Annotated in this window: 20 protein-coding genes; 7 read left to right on the top strand and 13 right to left on the bottom strand. The window is 55.9% G+C overall.

Features of this window, described 5'->3' with window-relative positions; translation table 11 throughout:
- The first annotated feature begins 116 nt into the window (after positions 1-116).
- The gene (locus AAFH99_RS12260; RefSeq protein ID WP_406827879.1) at positions 117-746 is read left to right on the top strand and encodes a class I SAM-dependent methyltransferase; all 630 of its coding nucleotides are present in this window, start codon (positions 117-119) and stop codon (positions 744-746) included.
- Here AAFH99_RS12260 and AAFH99_RS12265 read toward each other — a convergent pair.
- The 10 genes from AAFH99_RS12265 to AAFH99_RS12310 form a co-directional block, all read right to left on the bottom strand.
- Positions 675-1790, bottom strand: a complete 1116-nt coding sequence (locus AAFH99_RS12265; RefSeq protein WP_406829180.1) for a prenyltransferase/squalene oxidase repeat-containing protein — start codon at positions 1788-1790, stop codon at positions 675-677. The genes AAFH99_RS12260 and AAFH99_RS12265 overlap by 72 nt on opposite strands.
- 65 nt (positions 1791-1855) lie before the next feature.
- Positions 1856-2638 (bottom strand): class I SAM-dependent methyltransferase, encoded by a 783-nt coding sequence (locus AAFH99_RS12270; protein ID WP_406827880.1) that lies wholly within the window; start codon positions 2636-2638, stop codon positions 1856-1858.
- Positions 2638-4035 carry a glycosyltransferase family 4 protein gene (locus AAFH99_RS12275; protein ID WP_406827881.1) on the bottom strand — a complete coding sequence of 466 codons (1398 nt, stop codon included), beginning with the start codon at positions 4033-4035 and terminating at the stop codon, positions 2638-2640. The genes AAFH99_RS12270 and AAFH99_RS12275 overlap by 1 nt, the downstream gene beginning before the upstream one ends.
- A gap of 249 nt (positions 4036-4284) precedes the next feature.
- Complete coding sequence (locus AAFH99_RS12280; RefSeq protein ID WP_051686842.1) at positions 4285-5097, bottom strand: OmpW family protein; 813 nt, start codon at positions 5095-5097, stop codon at positions 4285-4287.
- 387 nt (positions 5098-5484) lie between these two features.
- Positions 5485-6870, bottom strand: coding sequence for a glutamine synthetase family protein (locus tag AAFH99_RS12285; RefSeq protein WP_406827882.1), 1386 nt, complete (start codon positions 6868-6870; stop codon positions 5485-5487).
- A 98-nt stretch (positions 6871-6968) separates the two neighbouring features.
- Complete coding sequence (locus tag AAFH99_RS12290; RefSeq protein ID WP_043315855.1) at positions 6969-8318, bottom strand: aspartate aminotransferase family protein; 1350 nt, start codon at positions 8316-8318, stop codon at positions 6969-6971.
- Between the two features lie 362 nt (positions 8319-8680).
- Positions 8681-8989: a DUF6122 family protein gene (locus AAFH99_RS12295; protein WP_051686841.1), complete on the bottom strand. Its 309-nt coding sequence runs from the start codon at positions 8987-8989 to the stop codon at positions 8681-8683.
- Entirely contained in the window at positions 8989-9663 is a 675-nt protein-coding gene (locus AAFH99_RS12300; protein WP_043315851.1) for a GntR family transcriptional regulator, read from the bottom strand. Before AAFH99_RS12300 ends, AAFH99_RS12295 begins: the two co-directional genes overlap by 1 nt.
- 76 nt (positions 9664-9739) lie before the next feature.
- Complete coding sequence (locus AAFH99_RS12305) at positions 9740-10852, bottom strand: hypothetical protein (RefSeq protein ID WP_043315849.1); 1113 nt, start codon at positions 10850-10852, stop codon at positions 9740-9742.
- Positions 10853-10908: 56 nt separating this feature from the next.
- Positions 10909-11349 carry a VOC family protein gene (locus tag AAFH99_RS12310; protein ID WP_043315848.1) on the bottom strand — a complete coding sequence of 147 codons (441 nt, stop codon included), beginning with the start codon at positions 11347-11349 and terminating at the stop codon, positions 10909-10911.
- A gap of 225 nt (positions 11350-11574) precedes the next feature.
- On the opposite strand from AAFH99_RS12310, the gene AAFH99_RS12315 reads away from it, so the two are divergent.
- Both AAFH99_RS12315 and AAFH99_RS12320 read left to right on the top strand, forming a co-directional pair.
- Positions 11575-12672, top strand: a complete 1098-nt coding sequence (locus AAFH99_RS12315) for a hypothetical protein (protein WP_406827883.1) — start codon at positions 11575-11577, stop codon at positions 12670-12672.
- A 68-nt stretch (positions 12673-12740) separates the two neighbouring features.
- Complete coding sequence (locus AAFH99_RS12320) at positions 12741-13466, top strand: SIMPL domain-containing protein (protein ID WP_406827884.1); 726 nt, start codon at positions 12741-12743, stop codon at positions 13464-13466.
- Positions 13467-13638: 172 nt separating this feature from the next.
- Here AAFH99_RS12320 and AAFH99_RS12325 read toward each other — a convergent pair whose 3' ends face one another.
- The 3 genes from AAFH99_RS12325 to AAFH99_RS12335 all read right to left on the bottom strand — a co-directional run bounded on the left by AAFH99_RS12325 (position 13639) and on the right by AAFH99_RS12335 (position 19265).
- On the bottom strand, positions 13639-14979 hold the full coding sequence (locus AAFH99_RS12325) for an amidohydrolase family protein (protein ID WP_081847867.1): 1341 nt from the start codon (positions 14977-14979) through the stop codon (positions 13639-13641).
- Between the two features lie 143 nt (positions 14980-15122).
- On the bottom strand, positions 15123-17918 hold the full coding sequence (locus AAFH99_RS12330) for a pitrilysin family protein (protein WP_231491400.1): 2796 nt from the start codon (positions 17916-17918) through the stop codon (positions 15123-15125).
- Positions 17919-18176: 258 nt separating this feature from the next.
- A complete protein-coding gene (locus AAFH99_RS12335; RefSeq protein ID WP_043315842.1) occupies positions 18177-19265 on the bottom strand; it encodes a Glu/Leu/Phe/Val dehydrogenase dimerization domain-containing protein in 1089 nt (362 codons plus the stop codon).
- Positions 19266-19634: 369 nt separating this feature from the next.
- Between AAFH99_RS12335 and AAFH99_RS12340 the strand changes: the two genes are divergently transcribed.
- The 4 genes from AAFH99_RS12340 (at position 19635) to AAFH99_RS12355 (ending at position 24458) form a co-directional block, all read left to right on the top strand.
- Complete coding sequence (locus AAFH99_RS12340; protein WP_043315840.1) at positions 19635-21584, top strand: VacB/RNase II family 3'-5' exoribonuclease; 1950 nt, start codon at positions 19635-19637, stop codon at positions 21582-21584.
- Between the two features lie 152 nt (positions 21585-21736).
- A complete protein-coding gene (locus tag AAFH99_RS12345; protein WP_406827885.1) occupies positions 21737-23209 on the top strand; it encodes an aminoacyl-histidine dipeptidase in 1473 nt (490 codons plus the stop codon).
- 98 nt (positions 23210-23307) lie between these two features.
- Positions 23308-23775 carry a Cys-tRNA(Pro) deacylase gene (gene ybaK, locus AAFH99_RS12350; RefSeq protein WP_043315836.1) on the top strand — a complete coding sequence of 156 codons (468 nt, stop codon included), beginning with the start codon at positions 23308-23310 and terminating at the stop codon, positions 23773-23775.
- Between the two features lie 44 nt (positions 23776-23819).
- Positions 23820-24458: an HAD hydrolase-like protein gene (locus AAFH99_RS12355; RefSeq protein ID WP_043315834.1), complete on the top strand. Its 639-nt coding sequence runs from the start codon at positions 23820-23822 to the stop codon at positions 24456-24458.
- The last annotated feature ends 40 nt before the right edge of the window (positions 24459-24498 follow it).

The raw sequence follows: 24498 nt of genomic DNA on the forward strand, positions 1-24498 counted from the left end.
ATTTTGGGTTTGCAACTTCCGCCAGTAAAACTGTCGCTCCAGCGCATTGCCAAAGTGCGCTATTGCACGTAACGTCTCGCAAAACTTACGAATTACCGCTCAGAGATTACCCCACTATGGATACCGCCCTGCCCATGGAACTCCCCCTGGATATCACAACCGTAAAAGGTTTTCTTGCAGATACCGAAGGCGAAGCACTCTACCGACTGGCCGCCGATGCCAGTGACCGCGGCCCCTGTCTGGAAGTGGGCAGCTATTGTGGAAAGTCCACCATTTACCTGGGCAGCGCCTGCAAGCTGATGGACAACACCCTATTTGCGGTGGACCATCACCGGGGGTCGGAGGAGCATCAGCCCGGAGAGGAGTACCACGATCGAGAACTGTTTGATGACCGCAGCCAGTTGATGGACAGTTTTCACGCATTCCGCACCAATATGCGTGCAGCAAAACTGGAGGATCACGTAGTGCCAGTCGTTGCGCCGACGGCTGTCGCAGCGCGCCACTGGAACACCCCACTCGGCCTCGTTTTTATCGACGGCGGCCACTCGCTTGAAGCGGCACTGGCGGACTACCGCAGCTGGTCCCGGCATATCGTGCCTGGTGGTTATCTGGCCATTCACGACATTTTCCCCAACCCGGAGGACGGCGGCCAGGCACCTTACGACATCTACAAACTAGCGCTGGCTTCCGGTCAGTTCGAGCTGGTCGAGTTGGTCGAGACGCTCGGTATCCTGCGCCGTCTCTGAGGTACTCCCCGTCAAACTCACGCTGGTAAACAGTCTGCTGGCCGGCGTCAAACCGGCCAGCGCATCCGCCGCCAACAGCATTGCCCCAACCGTCCAGGTGGTTTTTTCTTCCGGCCAAATAGCCCTGTCACGGTACACGTACCCGGTCCAGTAGCCGCCATCCTTATCCTGCCAACGGTGCAGCCCGCGATACAGAGTGCGCGCCTTACCAGTCTCGCCGGCCGCCAGCAAAGCCATGGTCAACTCGCAAGACTCGGCCACGGTAACCCAGGGCTCGTCATTGACACAGCGGCAACCCAGCCCCGCCACAACAAATTCACCCCATTTTTTGTGCAGGCGAAATTTGGCCGCATCGCCCGCCACTGCGCCGGTCAACACCGGGTAAAACCAGTCCATGGAAAAGCGGTCTTTGCTTTCCCAGGTGCGATCAAACCGATGGGGCTTGTCACGCAGGGCTGAGCCCAATCGCTCACGGGCATCCATCCAACGGGGCTTGGGCCGCCCCAAAACTGCCGCAATATTGATGCCGCACTCAAGACTTTTGAAGATAGACGCGCAGCCGGTAATCAGTGCATCCTCCATTGGGACGCCGCTCTTATCTACGGCCCACTGAATCTCACCATCGGGCGACTGAAGTTTCAGCACGAATTCCAGGGCGGCCTCGACCATGGGCCAGTGACGCTCAAGGAATGCCTGCTCCCTGCGAATCAGAAAGTGGTGCCAGACACCGGTCGCCACATAAGCGACAAAGTTGGACTCACGACGCTCGCCAGCCTGACTGCTGGTATCAATCTCACCATCACGGTAAGCCGCCCACCAGCTGCCGTCTTGCAGCTGTTTGCCCGCAAGCCAGCCGTATGCCCGCTCTGCTGCGGCGAACTCACCGGCAATGCTTAGCCCCATAGCAGCTTCAACGTGATCCCATGGGTCAGCGTAGTGCCCTTCAAACCAGGGGATGCAACCATCTGGCTGCTGCTGGGAAAGAATGTAATCTGCGCTACTGCGGATAAAACCTTCCGGCAACAGTGGCAGCTCTGTGCTCATCGAGGCGCCATCGGCAGCCCCGACACCATCTCGCTTCAGGGGCTTCAGAGTTTCTGTACACCGACTCATGCAGCCTGCTCCTCTCGGGAGCCGGCGGCACCGGCCGCGGCCACTGACAGTGGCACACCAGCGCTATCCTCTGCCGAAGACTTCACGAAATACAACGCGACACTTTTGCCCAGCAGCGGGTTTAACAGCGTCTCCACCCAGCGGGTAATTCGCGGACGCTCCATCATGTCCCACACCAGCAAACGGTGGTATTGACGTACAACCGGCGAGTCATCCCGCCCCCAGAACAGGCATTTGAGCCACCAGTAAGGCGCATGCAGTGCATGGGCTTTGTGCCGGGCGAAATACGTTAGCCCCAGCGCTTCAATGGCATACCGTAATTTTTTCTCGCGGAATATCCGGATATGGCCACCTTCAACCTGATGGTAAGCATCGGACAGTTTCCAGCACACCCACTCAGGAAAAAACGCAGGGACAGTCGCAGCAAAAATACCGCAGGGCTTGAGCACGCGATAAATTTCCTGAAGAACCCCTTGATAATCTTCGATATGTTCCAGCACCTCAGAACAAATCACCACATCAAAAAAATTTGAGGGAAATGGCAGTTGCAGCGCATTTCCCACACACAACTGCAGGCGTCCCCTCTGCTGGTCACATTCGGCAAAAGGCTGCGCACGTTCAGCGGCGGTCGCCAGATCATTCGCGCTCAGGTCAAGGCCGAAAATGTCTACCTGATCGGTAATTGAAAAGTGGATGGCATGGCGCCCTTCCCCACAACCAAGATCCAACACACGTTGGCCGGCTTGCAGGTTCAAGCGACGGGGATCAACAGTAATCATCAGGCTGCTTCTCCACGGCGCGCGGTGGCTTCAGCACTGATATCCGACCGCTCAACGGTTTCTCCATCAACACCGCCTGGCGCATGGGCAACCGCACGATCAACTGAGTCCGTGCGTTTGTTGCCAGCAGCGAGAATTTCCCGGTAATAGCGCACCAGGTGTGTCGCCGCCACCTGCCAGGAGAACTGCTCTTCGATCCGGCGGCGCCCCGCTTCACCCAACGACATACGCAAGGCCGGGTCCTGTAATAGTTGCTCAATGGCGCGGGCCAGCGCACCACTGTCACCGGCGGGCACTACAATACCCGCATCCCCGACCACCTCGGGCAGTGCACCACCATCACTGGAAATAACAGGGATACCGCAGGCCATGGCTTCTCCTGCGGGCAGTCCAAAACCTTCGTAAAGAGACGGGCATACCACCATACCGGATGAGGCGTAATGACGAACCATCTCTTCATTGGAAATGCCCGAGACAAAGGTTACGCAGTCCTGCAGTTTCAGCTCCTGCAGCAACTGTTCGGTAGCTCCCCCCTCTTTCAATTTCCCCACCACCAGTAATTCCAGCTCAGGGTGACGCACGCGCAGCAGCGCCATCGCCTGCAATAAGAAACGCAACCCTTTCAGCGGCTGATCTGCAGAAGCCGTGGTCATTATGCGCATCGGATTCTGCACCACGCCGGCCTGGGGGGCGAAAATGTTGGTGTCGATGCCGTTATAGATCAATTTCAGCTGCTCACGCCTGACGCCGAACTGGGACACGATATCGTTCAGTGATTGCGTCGACACAGTGACAATATGCTTGAGCTTGCGTGAAACCTTGATTTGCATTCCGAGAAAACTGTGCCAACGACGTACCAGCAGCCGGTAAAACCAGTCGGGTGCAGCATCCAGTGCGAGTTGACGGTCGCGGGTAATCGGGTGGTGAATGGTGGCAACAACAGGCAACCCCGCCTTCTCGATATCAAGCAGCCCGTAACAAAGAGACTGATTATCGTGCACAACATCGTAACGGCCCCGGTGCCGGCGTAAATAACGCGCCACTCGCCGGCCGAAGGTGTACGGTTCAACGAAGCCCCCGGTCAACTTGCCGAACCATTCGTAAAAATCCGCCCAGCTCAGCAGGTGCTTAAGCTTCAAGGCGCGAGTGGGATGTTCATGCTCGTAGAGATTGAGGCCGGGCATTTTTATCAATTTCACCCGAGGGTCCAGTTCCGGGTACGGTTGCCCCGAAATGACATCAACCCTGTGCCCTGCCTCAACAAGGGCTTTACTCAGGTAGTGGAGATAGATTCCCTGACCACCACAATGCGGGTGGCTACGGTACCCCAACAAGCAGATATGCAGTGGCCGCAACCCGGCCGATGGACCGTCTGTATGATTCCCCAAGGCGGTCATAATTTCCCCGTATTTATCGTTCTGGCTGGCGTCTGATCCGGTGCCAAGAAAGGCGAAGAATACACTGGCGCGGTTATGACCGCTAGACAGAATCCGTCCACGTCCGGTACAAGACTTTTCAGCCCGCGGGCACTATCAGGATCACTCGCAAAGTGAGAGTGCGATCAGTTTTCACCCATACAGGCACGACAAAGCCCCGGCCCGCCCGTGTGGCGCACCGAGGCAATGATGTCTGGAGCACTTATCCGATCAGAAACTGAACTTGTAACCCACGCCCAGATTGAACACCCAGGAATCCATGTCCAGATCGTCCCGGTAACGGATGCTCTCAACCGCAATGCCATTGCTCAGAATCACATCATCAACACCAATTTCTACTTCCGGAGAGGCGTCAACATACATCGCAGAGGCGTTGAACAGCCAGTTGGCATCACGACCAAATTCGATGTCGATACCAACCTGAGCAGTCCAACCCCAGGAGCTGCCGAAGTTCACCAGGCCGCGGTTTACCCGATCGACAACCTGACCGTTGTCATTAGTGACGTCTTCAACAAATACCGGACGCAGGAAATCCTGGTCAATATCCGTATAGTTTACGCCAATTCCCACATAGGGCTGGACCCAGCTCTCGACACAGACCGGATACCAGTTAACGAATGCGCTTGTGATGTTGGTTTCGAAATTACCGAGGCTGTCGTAGCTGCGAAAATCGATGTTTTCGCCAATGACATAAGTGGTGTAGTCCGCGTCCAGTTTGGCGGCGCCCATGTAGTTCAATTGAACAGCCCAGTGGTCCGCCACAAAGTAAGTGCCGTTGATAAACCAGGTGGTATCTGAATCCAGGTCCAGTGCATCACCCAGCTCTACTCTGATCGTCTCTTCCGGATCCAGAGGGTCAATGACATCCACAATAGTGCTTTGGGAGAAAGCGGAATTCTCCGGGTCCATGTAGGCCGCGCCAACACGCACAATGAAATCACCGGCGTTGAAATCGGCAAATGCCGGAGAAGTCGCGCTGGCGGCAGCAATCGCCAGCGGCAGAAGAAGGGACTTGGTTCGCATGGGTAACTCCTTTTAACACGAAATGCTCCAGGGCCGCCGGGGCCACAGAATAAAAAGTGACCCGTGCGTGCGGTTAGTTTCAGTATAGGTGGAGTTTTCAGGAAAACAGCAAGTACCGACTAAGGTTTAACCCGCAAATGGGAAGAAATTTCTGCAAAAAGTTTTCGGGCAAAAAAAATGCCCGCCAAATGGCGGGCCAGATTTCTCGAACACACTTTCAGGAGGAGAGTTTGCGACCGGCTGTGAACGCAAGTGCACAGCTGTCTGTGTTTAGGTATAGCAGAGCATTTCCCCCTGCCAGCCCATCTGTCATCAAACCCTTTGGGTTGTGGACGCAAACCACGCCGGAAGTATATGAAGTGATAAAAATGCAGACCGGCAGGATCATCAGACCCGTTGCAGGTAGCTCTGGTACTCCACATCAGTCACCCGGGCGGCAATCTCCGCCTGCTCCTGACGTTTGAGTAAAACAAACAGCTCAACAAACTCCGGGTCCAGATATTCCCGCCAAAGTGCACTGCGCTCGAACTGCTTCAGAGCGCCATCCCAGGTATTGATCAGCTGTTCGCTTTCCACCTGATAGGCATCGCCCTCAACCGGTGCTGGCGGCTGTAATTTATTCTCCAGGCCGTGGCACACACCAGCGAGAATTGCCGCCAACACCAGGTAGGCATTGACATCAGCGCCTGAGATACGGTGTTCAATTCGGCGGGCTTTTGCCTCACTGGCAGGAATCCGGAACGTCACTGTGCGGTTGTCATACCCCCAACACAGGTTGAGTGGCGCGTGGCTGCTTTCCTGAAAACGGCGGTACGAATTGGCGTGTGGGGCAAAAATCGCCATGGCGTCATTGGCCGTACGCATCATTCCTGCCACAGCGTGGCGCAGCAACTCCGCCCCTTCATCACTGCCATCGTCAAAAACGTTATTGCCGTCTTTGTCCACCAGACTCATGTGTACATGCATGCCGTTGCCTGCCAGCTCACCAAACGGCTTGGCCATCGCGCTTACCCGCAGACCGTGACTGCGTGCCACCCCCTTCAACAAGCGTTTGAACAACAGGGTCTGGTCCGCCACCTTTACCGGATCATCACAGTGCAGCAGATTGATCTCAAATTGACCAGGTGCGCATTCCGAGAGGATTGAATCCGCTGGTATCCCCTGCTCTTCACAGGCAGCACGCACGTCGGCGAAAAAGTGCCGTTGTGCGTCCAGCTCGGCAAGATCGTACACATCGGTGGAAGGAACCAGGTCAGAGTCGTTGTCGCTAACCGGGCGCGGGCGCCCCAGCTCATCGGCCTCTTCCCGCAACAGGTAAAACTCCAGCTCGGTGGCACAAACCGCCTTGTAGCCCAGCTTGCCCAGACGCTCGACAACTTTTTGTAATTGCGCCCTGGGGTCTGCGTAGAGCACATTGCCATCCGCCTCAAACAACTGCATATGCAGCTGCGCAGTCTGCTCCCGGTGCCAGGGCGCCAGGCAAATGGGTGAAACCGGATGGCACACGCCGTCGCTATCACCACTGGCAAACACCAGCGGGCTGTTTTCAATATCGCGACCCCAGATATCCAGACTGACGGCACTGCGCGGCATTTGCAGGCCACCAGCCAACAGCTTCTTGGCGGAGTCCGCCGGCAACCACTTGCCTCTCGGCACACCGTTGATATCAAAGGCAAAGCCCTCAATCCATTTCAGTTCGGGGTGCGTTTTGAGGAAGGTTTCCGACGGTTCCAGGATCTCCGCCGGTGGCTGATATTGTTGTTCTGCTGCCATAAAAAAGGGTTCACACAATTGGTGGATATTGGCTGATAGAGCATTGACTGAATACGTGGGCTCCCGCAGTTGGTAACCACAGGAGCCACTCACGGAGTTTACGCCATGGCTTTGGCGGTATCATCCAGTGCGCGACGGGCTTTTTCTACCAGTTCATCAATCTGGGTAGTGTCCAGAATCAGCGGTGGTGCGATGATCATGGTATCGCCGGTGGCACGCATCACCAGGCCATTCTTGATACTCATATCGCGACATACCGCACCGGCAGTGCACTTGTCGTCAAAGCGCGCTCGGCTTCCCTTGTCCTGTACCAGCTCGAGGGCGCCAACCAGGCCTAGGCTACGAGCCTCCCCGACAATCGGGTGATCTGCCAGCTCGGCCCAACGCTTGGCGAGGTACGGCCCGGTGGTATCCCGCACCGTCTCGATAATCTTTTCTTCGCGCAGAATGTTCAGGGTGGCAATGCCAGCAACACAGGCCGCGGGGTGGGCCGAGTAGGTGTAGCCGTGGGTGAACTCGCCACCCTTGGCTTTGATCACTTCCGCTACGCGGTCGCTCACCATGGTGCCACCCAGCGGAAAATAGCCGTTGGTAACGGCCTTGGCAAAGGTCATCAGGTCCGGCTTCATGCCGTAGTAGTCCGCACCGAACCACTCACCGGTGCGCCCGAAGCCAAAGATCACTTCGTCCATCACCAGCAGAATGTCGTACTGATCAAGCACCTTCTTCACTTCTGGCCAATAGGTCTCCGGCGGAATAATCACACCGCCAGCACCCTGAATGGGCTCGGCGATAAAGGCCGCGACTTTCTCGGGACCCAATTCCTGAATTTTCTCATCCAGACAGCGGGCAGCGTACACGCCGAACTCTTCCGGTGACATGTCACCACCTTCGCCGAACCAGTAAGGCTGCTGGATATGCTCGATGTAATCCAGTTTCTGGAACTGCTTGTGCATACCGCTCATACCACCCAGGCTGGCACCGCCGATGGTGGACCCGTGGTAGCCGTTCGTACGGGAAATCACGATGCGCTTCTCTGGCTGCTCCAGCAAGTCCCAGTAGCGGCGGATGATACGCAGGTTGGTATCGTTGGCTTCACTGCCGGAGCCGGTGAAGAATACGTTGTTCATATGCGCCGGCGTCACCTCCGACAGCAGGTCGGCGAGCTCGATAGAGGGCACGGTGGTGCACTGGAAGAAGCTGTTATAGAACGGCAGCTTGTTCAGCTGCTCGTAAATGGCCTCGCTGATTTCCCGACGGCTGTAGCCCAGGTTGCAGCACCAGAGGCCGGACATGCCATCGAGCATTTTGTGGCCGTCAATGTCGGTGATATAAGCGCCTTCCGCACTGGTGATCACACGGGTGCCCTGTTTACCCAGATCGCTGAAATCCGTAAACGGGTGCAGCAGGTGCTCGCGGTCATGCTGTTGTAACTGGCTCTTGTTCATGAACTCACTCCTGATTCGAATGACGCCAGCGGCTACCACGGCACTCCGAAGCGGCCGCCACAAAATGTGATCACATTTTAGGGGTAAGAACGGAAGTAGTGCAACTGCTATTCACCGGGAGGTCACAAACACGATATTCCCGCCAAATCACAGTAGCACGGCAAGCACAAGCGTAGTGCCAAACAACGTGCAGTGGTTGCGGAGTTATCGGAGGGTATCGGAGGGTAAAGATGCGGGAAATAAGGTTTCGCTAACGAATTACACAACCGGGAAATAGGCTAAGCATTCAGCGAAGCATGCACCGGGTGGTCATATGGAGACTCTCGCCCCAAGACCATCGCTCCAGGTTGGGGGAAACCAAATCAAATTCCACAGTCGATGGCATCCAACAGCATATGGGTAACCAGTCCAATACCCAGCCAACGCACCGGCTTCCACGGCAGAAACATCATCGCGCCGTAGAAAGAAATCGGGAACATAGTGTGCAGAGGATGGAAGTTGATACTGCAGCGATCCGGGTCGTACATCGGCGACGCAAGCAGGTGGTCGAGATCCACCAGGTTTGCCGCCAGCATAAACAGCGCGGCCTTCTTCCATTCGTCACGAAAGAAATACCAGGCGATGGCGAGGGGAATCAGGAAATGTAAAACGATATGTAAATAACTGAACATCAGTGCGGCATTAACTCTTCAGCAGAAATAGAACCCAGACCCTCTTCGATATCCTGACGGATGGCCGTTCGCACGGCTTGCTCGTCTTTTTGCGCAATGGCCTCAACCAGGTCCTGGTGCCTGTCCGGCAACTCCTGGACACCGAAGCGCTGAAAAACCAGGTGCTGCAATGGTGCCGTTTGCAGCCACAGGCTCTCGATCAAGGACAAAATGATATGCGGGCGCCCGAGACGGTAGAGGGTGAAGTGAAAATCCAGGTTACCTGTCACATATTCCTGAATATCGTTTTTATCCAGCGCCGCTGTGACCCGATCATCCAGAGCACGTAAAGCCTCCAGCTCTGACTCGCCGACGTGGGGCAAAGCCTGAGCTGCGGCCTGACACTCCAGCGCCACTCGCGCCGCACAGATTTCATCCAGTTTTTCCCGGGTCATGGTGGGCACCGTGACCCGCCGCGTATCCGACAGTTCCAGCGCCCGCTCTGAGGTCAACCGCCGCAGCGCTTCGCGCACGGGCATCGGGCTGCAGCCCAGCTCCGCGGCAAGGCCGCGAATCGTAATTGGATTTCCAGGCAGAAACTGACCGCGGAGTATGGCATCCCGTACCTGGTAGTAAACCCGTTCCTGGGTCGTGCGGAATTCTTCCTGCGGTTCGGTAAACTCGGCGTCTTTCACTGGTGGCCTTTTGCTATTGGTCCCGCGATCACGGATTCAGTCCTTAAGGCACCGTCACGCACGGCTTGAACGCCGCCTAAGCGGAAAGGGCCAGCTTGTGGGGTGCCTGGTCGCTGCCAACTTCGATCAACTCGCTGGCAATGGCGCCAGTTTGCCACAATTCAAAGAAATCCTCCGCTACCTGTTTGCCCGCTTCGGTCACCGCATTCCAGTACTTGAGGCGTTCCTCGGTAGAGAGCTTCACGAAATCGTCCCGATCCGGGATTTTGCTGAAGGGCAACTTGGCCACCCAGGACGGCGACGGTGCAACGAGAATCACATTTTCCATGGCGCCCCCACGTACCCAGCGCCAGCGCAGGCTCTTGTCGAACCAGCCCGGCACCATATAAGGAAAGAAGTGGGGATACAGAACCAGCCCCTGCGGGTGCTCAAAGCCGAGGTCGAAATGGTAGTCGGTGATACCGCCATCGCGGTAGTTTCCTGTGGGGGCCCCGGCGGGCGTGGGCACTCCGGCCATCACCAGGGGAATAGATCCGCTGGCGAGCACCGCCGGGCACACATTATCTGCACTGAGCGGAGTGTTGACCGTGCTGAGGTTGCGAAAAGCCACACTCGGCGCCTCGCCAGAGTGGAATACCACCCGATCCCAAAACGCTCGCAGACTGCGGCGACTGACCGCGTTCGCCAGGGCCGACGCCAGCAGCGCCGGCGCCAGCAGGGCTTTTTTCTCACTGGCCAGCGGCCCGCGTCCACGCACGGTTACAAAGTGGCTGCGCCACACGGGGTTATCCGCCACCTGCTGCGCGCCCTCTTCCCCCAGCACATCCAGCAGGATCTTCTCACCAGCACCGGTAATCTCCGCCGGCAACGGTCGGTCGCTGGCGTACGTCTGATTGACGTAGCCGTACTCAAGCTTTTCCAGCGCAGCCATCGGGTTGGCGGTGGCGTAACACATGTTGCGGAAGCTACCGATGGATGAGCCGAGAGTAGCGATGGGCGTTTTGCGGTCGCGGAAAAACTCGCCAATCAGTACCCGATCCAACTGGCTGATCGACAACCATTTGGGGCCGCCGGATGCTCCGACCAGGGTGGACACCATGCCCTGATTGAGACCTTCCTCTCGCACTCGCCGGGCCGCGCTGGCGCCGGCAAGAATCACACAGCTTCGGGGTTTGTTTGGCTTCACCATCTTTACTCTCAACTCAACTACAGCGTACTTCGTTAACTGCGATTACCTGTGGCGGGTTACCACTCCCCGGTGTTCTCCATAGACGCCCAGGGCTCCTGCGGCGGCAGAGAGTCACCCTTCTGCAACAATTCGATGGAAATATTGTCCGGGGACCGTACAAACGCCATATGACCATCCCGTGGCGGACGGTTGATGGTGACCCCCATGTCCATCAGGCGCTGACAGGTTTCGTAGATATTGTCTACGCGGTAGGCGAGATGGCCAAAGTTCCGGCCACCGGAGTATGACTCCGGGTCCCAGTTGTAGGTCAGTTCAAGGCAGGGCCGCGCGTCGGCATCCGCTGTGCTCTTGTCTCCCGGCGCCGCCAGAAATATCAGAGTGAAGCGACCTTTCTCGTAATCATTGCGCTTGACCTCGTACAGGCCCAATTTGTCGCAATAAAACTCCAAAGATTTTTCCAGGTCGGTGACACGCACCATTGTGTGCAAATATTCCACTGCAACGCCTCCTTTGCGGGATTAAAATCTCAGGGATTCTTTGTTCAAGCCATACGACAACATTGCCGACTTGTTCAGAGGTTCCCTAGTACATCGAATAACGGATGACAATTTAGCCATCCCAGATAAAGTTACCAGAGCGAAATGTATCAAAAATACTATCGACATTTTTTACAGGCCGCCCAAAAAGCTGCCTCTCCTGGCTGCGACCTGCCGGTTCTGCATATGGCATGCCACTCCCACCACTACTGGGCCGACGTCACCCTGGATGCGGTGAATGCCTACTGGCAGGACGCTGCGGCCATGGCCGATCTCAAGTGGGAGAAGATTTTTGGCGAGATGATACCGGCCTTTCAGCGAAGTATTGCAAGCACACTCAACCTGCCCGCGCCGGAGCAAATCGCGCTGGCGCCAAATACCCATGAACTGATATTCCGGCTGCTGAGTGCATTTGATCTGAACGAGCCCCTGCGCATCCTGACCACCGACGGCGAATTCTACAGCTTTACCCGGCAATTGCTGCGCCTGGAAGAATTGCCCAATGTGCAGGTAACCCGCATACCCACCCTGCCCTACGCCACGCTGGCGGAGCGCTTTGATGAGGAGCTGCAGTCCGGGCAGTACCAGCTGGCCTACGCCAGCCAGGTCTTCTTTGACTCCGGCGTTGCCTTTCCGGATCTGCTGGCGCTGGCCGAGCGCAAACCCGAAACCACAGAAATGGTGATCGACGGCTACCATGGTTTCTTTGCCCGCCCCACCGATCTCAGCACCGTAGCGGACAAGGTTTTCTACACCGCAGGATCTTACAAATATCTCGGCGCTGGTGAGGGCATGTGCTTCATGAGCATCCCGCGAGGCTGCCAATTGCGGCCACTCAACACCGGCTGGTTTGCAGAGATGGCAGAGCTGGAAAATCGCGCTGAAGGTGTCGGTTTTGGCAATGACTGGCTGCGTTTTGCTGGCGCCACTATGGATTTCTCACCACTGTACAAAGCACTCGCGGTACTGGATTTGTATCGGCAGGAAGAAGTGACGATACCCAACATCCACCGCTATGTGCAAAATAATCAGCAACGCTTTCTGCAAGCCATGGACAACGCCGCGCACCCGATCCTGAACCGGAAAAACCTTATCGCACACGACCTGGAAAATGGCCACGGCCACTTTTTCACCTTCCGCTGTGGCAGTGCCGATGCAGCAGAAAGACTCCAGGCGCAGCTGCGGAAAAAGAATGTGCTGTGTGACCGGCGCCAGCAATTGCTGCGCCTCGGCTTTGCCCTGTACCATCCGGAAAGCGAAACATTCGAACGTCTGTTCACCTGATATTCATCTTATTGGCGCCACAATGGCCGCCGTAACGAGAAGTACTTTTGGCAACATAAGGATTCGCCATGCACAAGACCATAAAGCTTTTCTCCGCTGGCCTGATTGCCGGCCTCGCCATTTTCGCAACCGGATGCGGTAGCGACACCGACGAGCGCCCGGCAGGCACATTGATCAGTATCTCGGCACAGGGAGAAGCCAGCCAGGTACCAGACATCGCAAACATTTCCGCGGGCGTGGTTACCGAAGCCGATGAAAGCCAGGCAGCCATGCAGGCCAATGCTGAGCAGATGGAAAAAGTCATGCGGGCAATCAAGAAAGCCGGTATCGAGGAAAAAGATGTGCAGACCAGCGGCATCAGCCTCAACCCGCGCTACGACTACCAGCCCAACCGCGAACGCAAGATCATTGCCTACCAGGCCCGCAATAGTGTGAGTATTACCGTGCGCAAACTGGATGACCTGAGCAAAGTGATCGACGCACTGACCGCGGAAGGTGCCAACCAGATCCACGGCCCCAGTTTCTCCATCGACGATCCGGAACCCCTGCTGGCAGAAGCCCGGGGAAAAGCCCTGAAAATGGCTCAGGCCCGCGCGGACTCCTATGCGGAAGCACTGGGTACCAAGGTACGTAGAATTGTGAGCATCTCGGAGGGCAGCCACGGCGGCATGCCGCGCCCAATGGTAATGCGCGCAGAAAGTGCCATGGCCAAAGACAGTGCCAGCACGCCGGTGGCGCCGGGGGAGACTTCGGTATCGGTGAATGTGGAACTCGTTTTTGAACTAGCCAAGTAAAAAATTATTTGCCCCGGTAGCGGTGGCACTGTCGGGGATAGGTGTGCGAGACACACCGTGAACCCATCCCTGGGGGCTCCGCACCGCCATCCCTGGCGGTGAAGGTCTCACACACCTATCCCCGTCAGTGCCACGTTCGCCCAAACGCATACGCACTATTCAGCCTTCGAAATCACTCGGGCTGCTTGTAAACCTCCCCACCCTTCATCACAAACCGAACCCGTTCAAGGGTAGTGATATCTTCCAAGGGGTTACCAATCACCGCCACCATATCCGCCCACTTACCCGGGGCAATGCTGCCCAGTTCATCCTGGACCTGCAGCAACTGTGCCGCATTCCAGGTGGCCGAGCGGATCGCATCGGCAGGGCTCATACCACCCTGCACCATCAATGCAAATTCTTTCGCGTTATCCCCGTGCCGGCTTACCCCGGTATCGGTACCAAACGCGATTTTCACGCCCTTTTTGTGCGCAAGATTGAACGTATCCTGGATCAGGGGGCCAATTTTGGCTGCCTTGGTACGTACCATGTCCGGGAAGAAACCCTCCACCGCGGCCTTTTGAGTGACCCAGTCACCGGCGAGCAGCGTTGGCACATACCAGGTGCCATGGTCCACCATCATCCCCATGGTCTCATCATCCATGTAGGTGCCGTGCTCGATAGAATCCACACCCGCGCGAATTGCCCGCTGCATACCCTCTTTTCCGTGGGCGTGCACCGCCACGGTGAGCCCATAGTCTTTTGCCGTCTCTACCACCGCCTCGACTTCGTCCTGCATAAACTGCGGATTCTGGCCACTTTTGGCCACACTCAGCACGCCTCCGGTGGCGGTAATTTTGATCAGATCCGCACCCTCTTTGTAGCGCTGCCGCACAGCCTCGCGGGCACTGGCCACACCATTGATCACACCCTCCGCCGGGCCGGGGCTACCCATCAGGTCGTGACGATGGCCATTGGTCGGGTCTGCGTGGCCGCCGGTGGTAGCGATGGATTTACCTGCCGTATATATCCGCGGGCCAATGATATCGCCCCGATTGATGGCATTGCGCAGACTGACCGTGACGTTGCCGCTGTCTCCGAGATCCCGCACGGTAGTAAAACCAGCCTTGAGAGTTCGCTCCGCTGTATTCACCGAGCGCAGAGTGTAATCCGCCGGGTTCCACGTGAAGGCCTCTGTGTAAGTACGCGGCCCAAACTCATAGGAGAGGTGCGTGTGCATATCCATCAAGCCGGGCAACACAGAGAAAGCGCGGAGATCGATTACCCGCTCACCTTCGCGCTGGTTGAAGCCTCGCTCCACAGACTCCACCTTGCCATCCACGATATGTACCGTACGTTTTTCCAGCAGGCGCCCTTTTTCACTATCGAACAGCCAGCCCGCGTGCACCGCAATCTGTTCCGCATTCACTGTAGTACTGAGGGTTGTGAAGGTGGCGAGAAGTAATGTGCACAAAACGGGCAACCCACCCAGACAGCGTCTGAGCCCGTTGAGTATGTATGTCAATGTGATCATGAGTAATCCGGCCATTTCGGGCCCGGCAGTCGCCGCCCCGGTATTATTGATTTATAGGTCCGGTGCAATTTAACGTAATCTGAGGCCATAAAAAAAGCCCGGAGCGGACTGCTTCGGGCTTACGGATAAGGTGACATACATGTTTAATCGGTTGGGAGCACCTCAACCGGCCCCAGGTTCAATGCCTCAATCGACTCCTGAATTTTTTTCAGATCGCCAACCACCAGCCAGGTAAACTGGTCCGGAGCCAGGTATTCTCTCGCCGCTTTCTCCACCTGTTCTTTGCTCAGTGCCGCCACACGCTCAGGGTAATCAGCAATGTAATCTGCGGGTAACCCCTTCTCCACCTGCCAGGCAATACTGGATAGTAACTGACCTTTTGTCTGAAAGCGGGCGCTCTGTTTCAGTACCTCATCATCTTTGTAATCGTTCAGTTCACTGTCCTTGATCGGGCGCTTACCGAGGTAATCCCGATATTCCTTGACCAGCTCTTTCATCGCCGCCGCGGTCTTGTCTGTTTGGACCGGGGCGACCACGATATATGGACGCTGCGCTTCTGCATCCATGGAAACAGCCCGGGCGCCATAGGACCAGTGCTTATCTTCCCGCAGATTCATATTAATGCGTGATGTAAATTTACCCGCGATCGCCGACGCCATAGCATCAAACGCTTCCGCTCCCTGCGGGTTCCACGGAGGCATGATCAGCCCCGCCATAATATAGCTCTGTTGAGCACCGGGACGATCCAGCAAATACACTCGCGCCTTGGGCGGGCGCTCGACCAGCGGGATCTCCAGAGAGGGCAACGCTTCTGCCGGCGCGGTCCAGTTGCCGAGGGTTTCATTCAGCAGCTTTTCAATTTCCGGCTTGGTTACATCCCCAACAACAACCAGCTGGGCGTTATCCGGGCGCAACCAGGTCTGATGGAACTTCACCAAATCCTTACGGGTAATTGATTCGATGGCCTCGGGCGTACCAGAGCCAGTAAGTGGCGCGCCATAGGGGTGATTTTCACCATACAGCAGGGGCGGCAGTTTACGCATCGCCAGCCCTTGGGGCTGCGCCTCTTCCTGGCGAATGGAGTCCAACCAGTTAGATTTGACCCGCTTTAGATCATCTTCCGGAAACAGTGGACTTGAGATCACATCGCGAAACAGCTCCAACGATGGCTTCAGCTGAGATTTCAGCGCACTGAAACTCAGTGTGTTGTAATCGAGCCCGCTGCTGGCGCCAATACTCGCCCCCAGCTCTTCCTGACGCGAGCTGAAGGACAGGCTGTCATACTCACCGGCACCCTCACTCAACATTCGCGCCACCATGGAAGCCAACCCGGGGGTTTCACCATCTGCGGATGCGCCACTGCGATATTGCAGACTCATAAACACAGCGGGGGTATCGTGCCGCTCAGCCAGCACAACCTTCAAGCCATTTTCCAGTGTAAATTCCTGCTGTTCCGGAAGTTCAAGATCAACAGTCTTGTCGATCGACGGCAAGGTGCTGCGGTCAACGTCCTGGCCGGTTGTCGTGTATTCCTCCTGAGGGGATATGACCAGAGTGAACTGCTCGGAGGTGAGCCACTCCTGCGCGACACCCTGAACATCCGCCACCGAGACTTTTGCATAGTCATCCAGGCCACTAATCAGTGCTCCCGGATCGCCATAGTAGAACTCAGAGCGCGCGAGAATATCCGTCTTCCCTCCAAAACCACCAATTTTCTCCAGTCCCTTTACCAGACTGGCAAATTCACTCTGTTTGATCCGGCGCAACTCATCGGCACTAATTCCCGTGCTCACGAACGCCTCCAGTTCGTGATCAAGCAGCGTTTCCACTTTTTCAACAGACTGACCGGGCTTTACATCCACCATAATGATCAGTTGACCAGCAAGCTGGCGGCCGTAATAGAACGCACTGACACTGGTAGCAACCTGTTCATCGCGCACCAGACGGCGGTAAAGCCATGAGTTTTTTCGGTTTGCGAGCAGCGACGTCATCAGGTCCAGTGCATTTTCTTCTTCGCTACCGATGGCTGGCACGTTCCAGACTTTGTAAATGCGGGTCTGAGGGACCTGATCGGTAATCGCCTTGCGTTTCTCGACCTGCGTGGGCAACTCCCAGTTTTCCAATTTCGGTGGCACAGAGGTACTGGGAATATTACCGAAATATTTACGCGCCTTTTCCATGGCTTCCGCGACAGTGATATCCCCGGCAATGACCAGAATGGCGTTGGCCGGCTGGTAGTAATCGGAAAACCACTGCTTAACATCTTCCAGGCTGGCATTGTCCAGGTCCTGCATCGATCCTATTGTGGTCCAGGAATATGGGTGGTCTGAGGGGAAGGTTGCGCGGGCGATTTCATCAAACGCGGTGCCATAAGGCGCATTTTCACCCTGGCGCTTTTCATTTTTTACCACGCCACGTTGTTCATCCAGTTTCTCCTGGCTAATGGCGCCTTTGAAGTGACCCATGCGGTCCGACTCCATCCACAGAGCCATATCCAGGGCACCCACCGGGACAGTTTCAAAATAGTTGGTGCGATCGTTATTGGTGGTACCGTTCATGTCCGTAGCGCCGGAACGTTGAAACGGCTCGAAATATTCGCCCGGAAAGTTTTCGGAACCGTTGAACATGAGGTGTTCAAACAGATGGGCAAACCCGGTTTTCCCAGGGGGTTCATCTTTCGACCCGACCTTGTACCAGATATTGATGGCGACGACCGGCGCTTTATCATCCTCATGCACGATCACCGTCAATCCATTTTTCAGTACTTCTTTGTGGTACGAGAGTTCTATATCGGGGGCTTTCACAAAAGCGGCATTTCCACTGGCGGCCGCTTTGCTGCTGGCCGCAGCCTGCTTATCCACCGTGAGCGCCTTGTGCACGTTTTCGTCGCCACTTGCATCGCCCTGGTGCCGATCGCACCCGACCAGAGCAAAAATCAAACAAGAAGCACACAGGGGTAAAAACAGCCGGGAAAATCGCATGTCCATTGTCAATTAGCCTGATTTTCTGGGAACGCCATTCAAGTCGTGAACGGTAAGGTGTGACGGGAATATCACGTATGGTACGCGAGTAACAGTGTAGGCAAAAAAGCGGGCGCCGTAGCGCCCGAAGAATACCTCACAGAGAGACGACATGTCGCCAGAGGAAAACTGCAGCCCCAGTGCCAAATGTACCGGGGCGAAAAAAGGAAAGAGAAATCAGGCGGCGGCGGAATCTGTGCCATTCAGCGCATCTTTGTGGCCGAACCGCTCTTCGGCAACGCGGTCTGCGACCTGTGCAGTGGTATCGCCGGTTTCGTCAGCACGCTGGAAAACCTCTTCCATGGTGGTGGCGATACTTTCAATATGCGCCTTCACCTGAGCGGCATTGTACTCACCCTGCTCCTGACCCAGCTGCTGGTAATAAACATCGATAATGCCACCGGCATTGATCACATAATCCGGGGCATAAAGGATGCCGCGCTCTTTAAGTACCTGAGCGTGGCGCTCTTCCGCCAACTGGTTATTCGCGGCACCGGCAATGGCGCCTACTTTGAGGCGATCAATAGTGCTGTCATTGAGAATGGCACCAAGTGCACAGGGGGCAAACAGATCGACATCCAGATCGAAAATTTCATCGGCACCAACGGCTGTGGCACCCAATTCGCTTACCGCGCGATCGATGTTGTCCTGGAAAATATCCGTAACAAACAGTTCGGCACCCGCATCCTTCAACAGTTTGCCAAGGCGGAAGCCCACATTACCGACCCCCTGGATAGAGACCTTCATGCCACTCAGATCGGTGCGCCCCCATCGGTGGGCAGCTGCGGCTTTGAGGCCAACAAATACGCCATATGCAGTCGAAGGCGAAGGATCACCACCGTGCTCCTGACCGGCAATCACACCAGATACATATTTGCTGCGTTCGCCGATAATCTTCATATCGGCCACGCTGGTGCCACTGTCTTCGGCGGTGATATAGCGCCCACCCAGGGTATTCAGAAAGTCACCCATGGCGCGCAACAGTTCAGGAGTTTTCTGCTTGCGCGGGTCGCCGATAATGACCGACTTGCCACCACCCAGCTTGAGACCGGCCATGGCCGATTTGTAGGTCATACCGCGCGACAGGCGCAACACATCATTCAGCGCCTCTGCATCATCCGCGTATGGCCACATACGACACCCACCCAGTGCGGGCCCCAGATTGGTATTGTGCACGGCAATAATCGCTTTCAGGCCGCTTTTGGCGTCGTGGTAAAAAGCAACTTCTTCGTGATTGTCGTAGGCAGGATGGGAAAAAATACTCATGTGCATTCCTCTCCAGAGGTCGGAATTACTACGGCGCCAGGCGCGGCCGATTTTGTCGACACAACCCGCAACCGCGATTTATTGTAGCCACTAAGAATATAGCCAGCAGCAGCAAATTATCATTGCGATCTTTGCATGAATCAATCAAACACGACCAAGAACATCCTAATCTAAGAAACAAATTGGGATAAATATTTCGCAGGTGATCAGGCAGGCCATCTGGTCATTTTTTAGTCGAGCCAATAGGGTAAATTGGCCGGCAAGCGCCATCGGCAACTGGTCTGGAAACCCTCGTCTGGTAGAATCCGCGCCCTGATGCGGTCTTCCGCCGATTTCCCCCATTACAGACAGAGTTACAGAGATCTGGTTATGCTCAATGCCGACGCCCTCAAGCAGCTTTCCCAGCTGAAGACCGATATCCGCTCCACCAAGGAATTCGCCGAAGGCCGCGTGCGTGGCGCCAATGGAAAATTTGGCTTTGTGGTATTGGATGATGGGCGGGAGGCATTCTTACCTCCTGCGGAAATGGACCGCGTTTTTCCCGGAGACCGGGTAAAAGTCAGTTTAACGGAGGAGGATAAAGGTAAATTGTCGGCAGAGCTGGACAGCCTGATCGCATCCGACCTGAAATATCTGGTAGGTCAATATATCCAACGAGGCCAGGGTCACTTTATTCAGCCCAGTGAGCACGGGCTATCCCGCTGGATCTTCCTGCCGCCCAAGGCGCGCGGCAAGGCCCAACCGGGCGAGTTTATTGCCTGTAGCATTACCCGCCACCCGTTCAAGGATGGCAAGTCCCAGGCGAAGGTCGAGAACATCATCGGCAAACCGGATATGGCGGGCATCGAGCACGCCTTTGTAGTAGCGCAGCATCGCCTGCCCAATGAATTTTCCGAGGCTGCGCTGAAACAGGCGGAAGCCATTCCCTCGCAACTCGAGAGTGTATGCGCCGGGCGCAAAGACCTCTCTGACCTGGGGTTTGTCACCATCGATGCGGAAAGCACCCGCGATATGGATGATGCCATCGCCGTGACCAGAACTGAAAATGGCTGGAAACTGCATATTGCCGTCGCCGACCCTTCCAGTCTGATTGAAGCCGAGAGCCCGCTGGATAAAGAAGCTCGCGCACGGGCGAACAGCGTGTACCTCGCTGGTGAAACCATTCCCATGCTGCCTGCCAACCTTTGCGAAAACAGTTTCTCACTACTGCAAGGGGAGCAACGCCCAGCGCTGGTGATGCACATTACCATCACTAGCGACGGCGCCTTGAACGGATTTGACTACGAATTTGCCACGATTCGCTCACAGCACAAACTCAGCTACGCGCAAGTGGCGCGGTTTATTGACGGCGATGCCAGCGCTGTGCCGACGGCACACCATGCACCACTCAGTGAACTGGATGCTCTCAGTAAGGCCCGCGCCCAATATCGTGCCGGCCACTCGCTGGTAATGGAGGATCGCCCGGACTACGAGCTGATTCTCAACGAACAGCGCAAAATCGAGCGTATTGAAAAACAGGAGCGTTCATCCGCACAGCGCATGGTGGAAGAAGCCATGCTCGCAGCCAATATTTGCGCCGGAGAAAAGCTCGCCGCACTTGGCGGAGGGTGTTTCTCGGTGCACCTGGGCTTCCGTGACGAGCGCATGGCGGAAATCCGCGCACTTTTGAAAGATGCCATGCCCGAATTTGCAGACCAGGATCTGCACCAACTGGATATTTACCTGAATCTGGTCAAGACGCTCGCATCCCGAGGCGATGACGAATCGAAAAACGTACTGGCGGTGCTGAAGCGCATGCTCCGCCCCGGCGAGCTTTCCGGGAATGCGGCTGCGCATCTGGGTCTGGGACTCGCCCACTATGCCACAGTCACCTCCCCGATTCGTAAATTCAATGACATGCACAATCACCGGGTGCTGCGTGCCGCTGCAGAAGCACAGCCTCTACCCGTTTTCACTGGCGATGACGGTGAGTCTCTGCAACAAAGCGTCACTACCGGCAGACAGGCCGATCGCGCTCTTCAACAATGGCTCTACTGCCAATTTCTGGAAAATAAAATCGGGGAGACCTTTACTGGGAAAGTCACTCTGGTAAACGGCGCCGGTATTGGCGTACGTCTGGATGACAACGGCATCAACGGCTTCGTACGATTCAATAGTAAAAAGAACCCGTTTGAGTTCGACGGCAAACGTCTGCGCATCACCCGCGGCAAGGAACGTTTTCAACTCGACCAGGGAGTTGAGATAAAAATTGCGGCAGTAGATACCGACAAGCGCCGCATCGCGTTTGAGCTGGTCGCAAACGAATCTGCTAGCGCGTAAGTGCGGCTGCCACTTTAGCCGCCCAGTAGTCTGACGGACACACTCGGTCACCGACTCAGAGTAACTAAACATCCAGCCACTGACCAAAAGCCTGTGGCCGTCACCGGCTCCACACCCCGGAGCCGATGATTCACGTTTAAAAAGGAAACACCATGTCGACCATTGCAGAATTGACACCGACGCCGCTGTGGAAACACTTCGCAAAGCTTTGTGAAATACCACGTCCATCCAAACACGAAGACAAGGTGGTGGCTTATATTGTCGACTTTGCGAAAAGCCGCGGTCTTGACGTTAAACTGGATCAGATCGGCAATATCATCATTAAAAAGCCGGCCACCCCCGGTATGGAAGATCGAAAAACTCTGGCCATGCAGAGCCATGTGGACATGGTGCCGCAGAAAAATGCCGATACCCAGCACGACTTCTTGACCGACTCCATCAAACCCTATATGGACGGCGAATGGGTCACGGCAGAAGGTACTACCCTGGGAGCCGATAACGGCATCGGCGTCGCGGCCATTCTCGCACTGATGGAATCCACCGATATTCCGCACCCACCCTTGGAAGCCCTGCTGACCATTGACGAAGAAGCGGGTATGACCGGCGCCAAACACTTGCAACCGGGCCACTTCGAGGCAGAACTGCTGCTGAACCTGGATACCGAAGATGAAGGCGAGCTGTATGTGGGCTGCGCAGGTGGCGTCGACGTGAATATTTCCCTGCCCTACGTCGCCGAGCCGGTCAAGACAGGTCACCAGGCCTTCAAATTAAGTGTGCGCGGCCTGCGCGGCGGGCACTCCGGCCTGGATATCGATAAAGGTCGCGGCAACGCCAACAAGATTGCCAACCGCATTATCGATACGGCGCAACAACAGATTCCGGCACTGCGCATCGCCAGCCTAGACGGTGGCAGCCTGCGCAACGCCATCCCGCGGGAATCTTTCAGCGTTGTTACCGTACCGGAAGGTAACGCTGAGCTCTTCAGGGATATCGTGCAGCAGTCAAGCGCAACCATCAAAGCTGAGTTCGATAATGAACCCAAACTGGACATTGCACTGGAAACCGCTGAAATACCCGCAGTGGTGATGGACCTGGCAACACAGCAAAAATTGATTCACTGCATCCGCTGCTGCCCCAACGGGGTGGAGCGCATGAGCACCGCACTGGAAGGCATCGCCGACACCTCGAACAACCTTGCTCGCGTAGTAACCGAGACCGGCGAAAGCGGCAATTATCAGGTAAGAATCCAGTGCCTAGTACGCAGCCTGTCTGACAGTGCCCGGGACGAACACGGCCTGAACGTCGCCGCCGCATTCCAACTCGCCGGTGCCGAGGCCAGCCTCGACAACGCCTACCCAGGCTGGACCCCCAATATGCAGTCTCCGCTGTTGGCGCTAATGAAAGATGTCTACAAAGAAATGGAAGGCAAGGAACCGGAAGTCAAAGTAATCCACGCTGGGCTTGAGTGTGGCCTGCTCGCCAAGCCTTACCCCAATTGGGATATGGTGTCCTTTGGCCCCACCATCCGCCGCGCGCACTCGCCAGAAGAACGGGTACATATTCAGAGCGTGGCAAACTTCTGGGACTACTTTGTGAAAGTGGTTTCCGCAATTCCGCAGAAATAAACCGTAACCGCTTCAAAAAGGCCCGGCCAGCACGCCGGGCCTTTTTGTATTGCGGAAGTAATCGGGAGAGAATGTGGAAAACCGGATAGGTACCCAGCATGACCCCCGCAATTAAAGCCGCCGAAAAAGCGAACGTGACATTTCAGATTCACGAGTATTCCCATGATCCAGCGGCTGAATCCTACGGACTGGAAGCGGCGGAAAAGCTGGGGCTGGCACCGCAACGGGTGTTTAAGACCCTGGTGGTATCCCTGGATGGAAAATCGCTGGCGGTAGCCGTGCTACCGGTGGAGGGTCAACTCAATATGAAGTTGATCGCCAAGGCAGCGGGCGCAAAAAGAGCAGCGATGGCCGACAAAAATGCGGTGACACGCTCTTCAGGCTATGTACTTGGTGGGGTAAGCCCACTTGGCCAGAAAAAACCGCTACCTACGTTCCTGCACACTACAGCGAAGTCCTACGACACTATTTATGTCAGTGCCGGCCGCCGCGGATTGGAGATTGAGCTGGCCCCCAATGACTTATTGGAGCTGACCCGAGGAAAACTTGCTCCGCTGGCCACATAATCTCCGCACCTGCTGGAAATTGAAATTAGACTCAGGAGCAATACATGAGTAAATATGAATGGCTGTTATTTGACCTGGATGGGACCCTGAGTGACCCCGCAGATGGTTTCGTGAATTCCATGAATTACGCCCTGCAAGCCTTCGATTACGCACCGCGGCCCGCAACTCAACTTACCCCGCATATTGGCCCACCTCTGGAGGTGACCCTCGCGCACCTCACTGGCTCCGACGACAACACCCATGTCCGGGCCCTGGTCGATAAATACCGTGAGCGCTACGGCGAAACAGGCTATGCGGAGAACAGGCTTTATCCCGGAATCGCTGACATGCTACAGCAACTCAATATGCAAGACGGCATTCGCCTGGGTGTATGTACCTCAAAAAGAGCCGATTTTGCCACGCGAATTCTCGAACAGTTTGAGTTACGCCACTATTTCGAGTTTGTCAGTGGCGGTGATGTGGGTATCACCAAGGGGCAACAGCTTGAGACACTGCTCAAAGAAAACAGAATCGGGCACAATTCCCTCATGATTGGCGACCGGCGCTATGACCTGTCCGCTGCTGCACAAAACGGCCTCCCCGGTGCCGGCGTTCTCTGGGGCTACGGCTCCAGAGAAGAGCTCGAGAAACACACACCCAGCCACCTGTTCCGCCACCCATCCGAAATCCTGAACATCTTCTGATTTCTGTGGTCCGACTGCCGATAGCAAAATAAAAGGAAAT

This window comes from Microbulbifer sp. ARAS458-1, from assembly GCF_045348205.1.
Taxonomy (GTDB): Bacteria; Pseudomonadota; Gammaproteobacteria; order Pseudomonadales; family Cellvibrionaceae; genus Microbulbifer.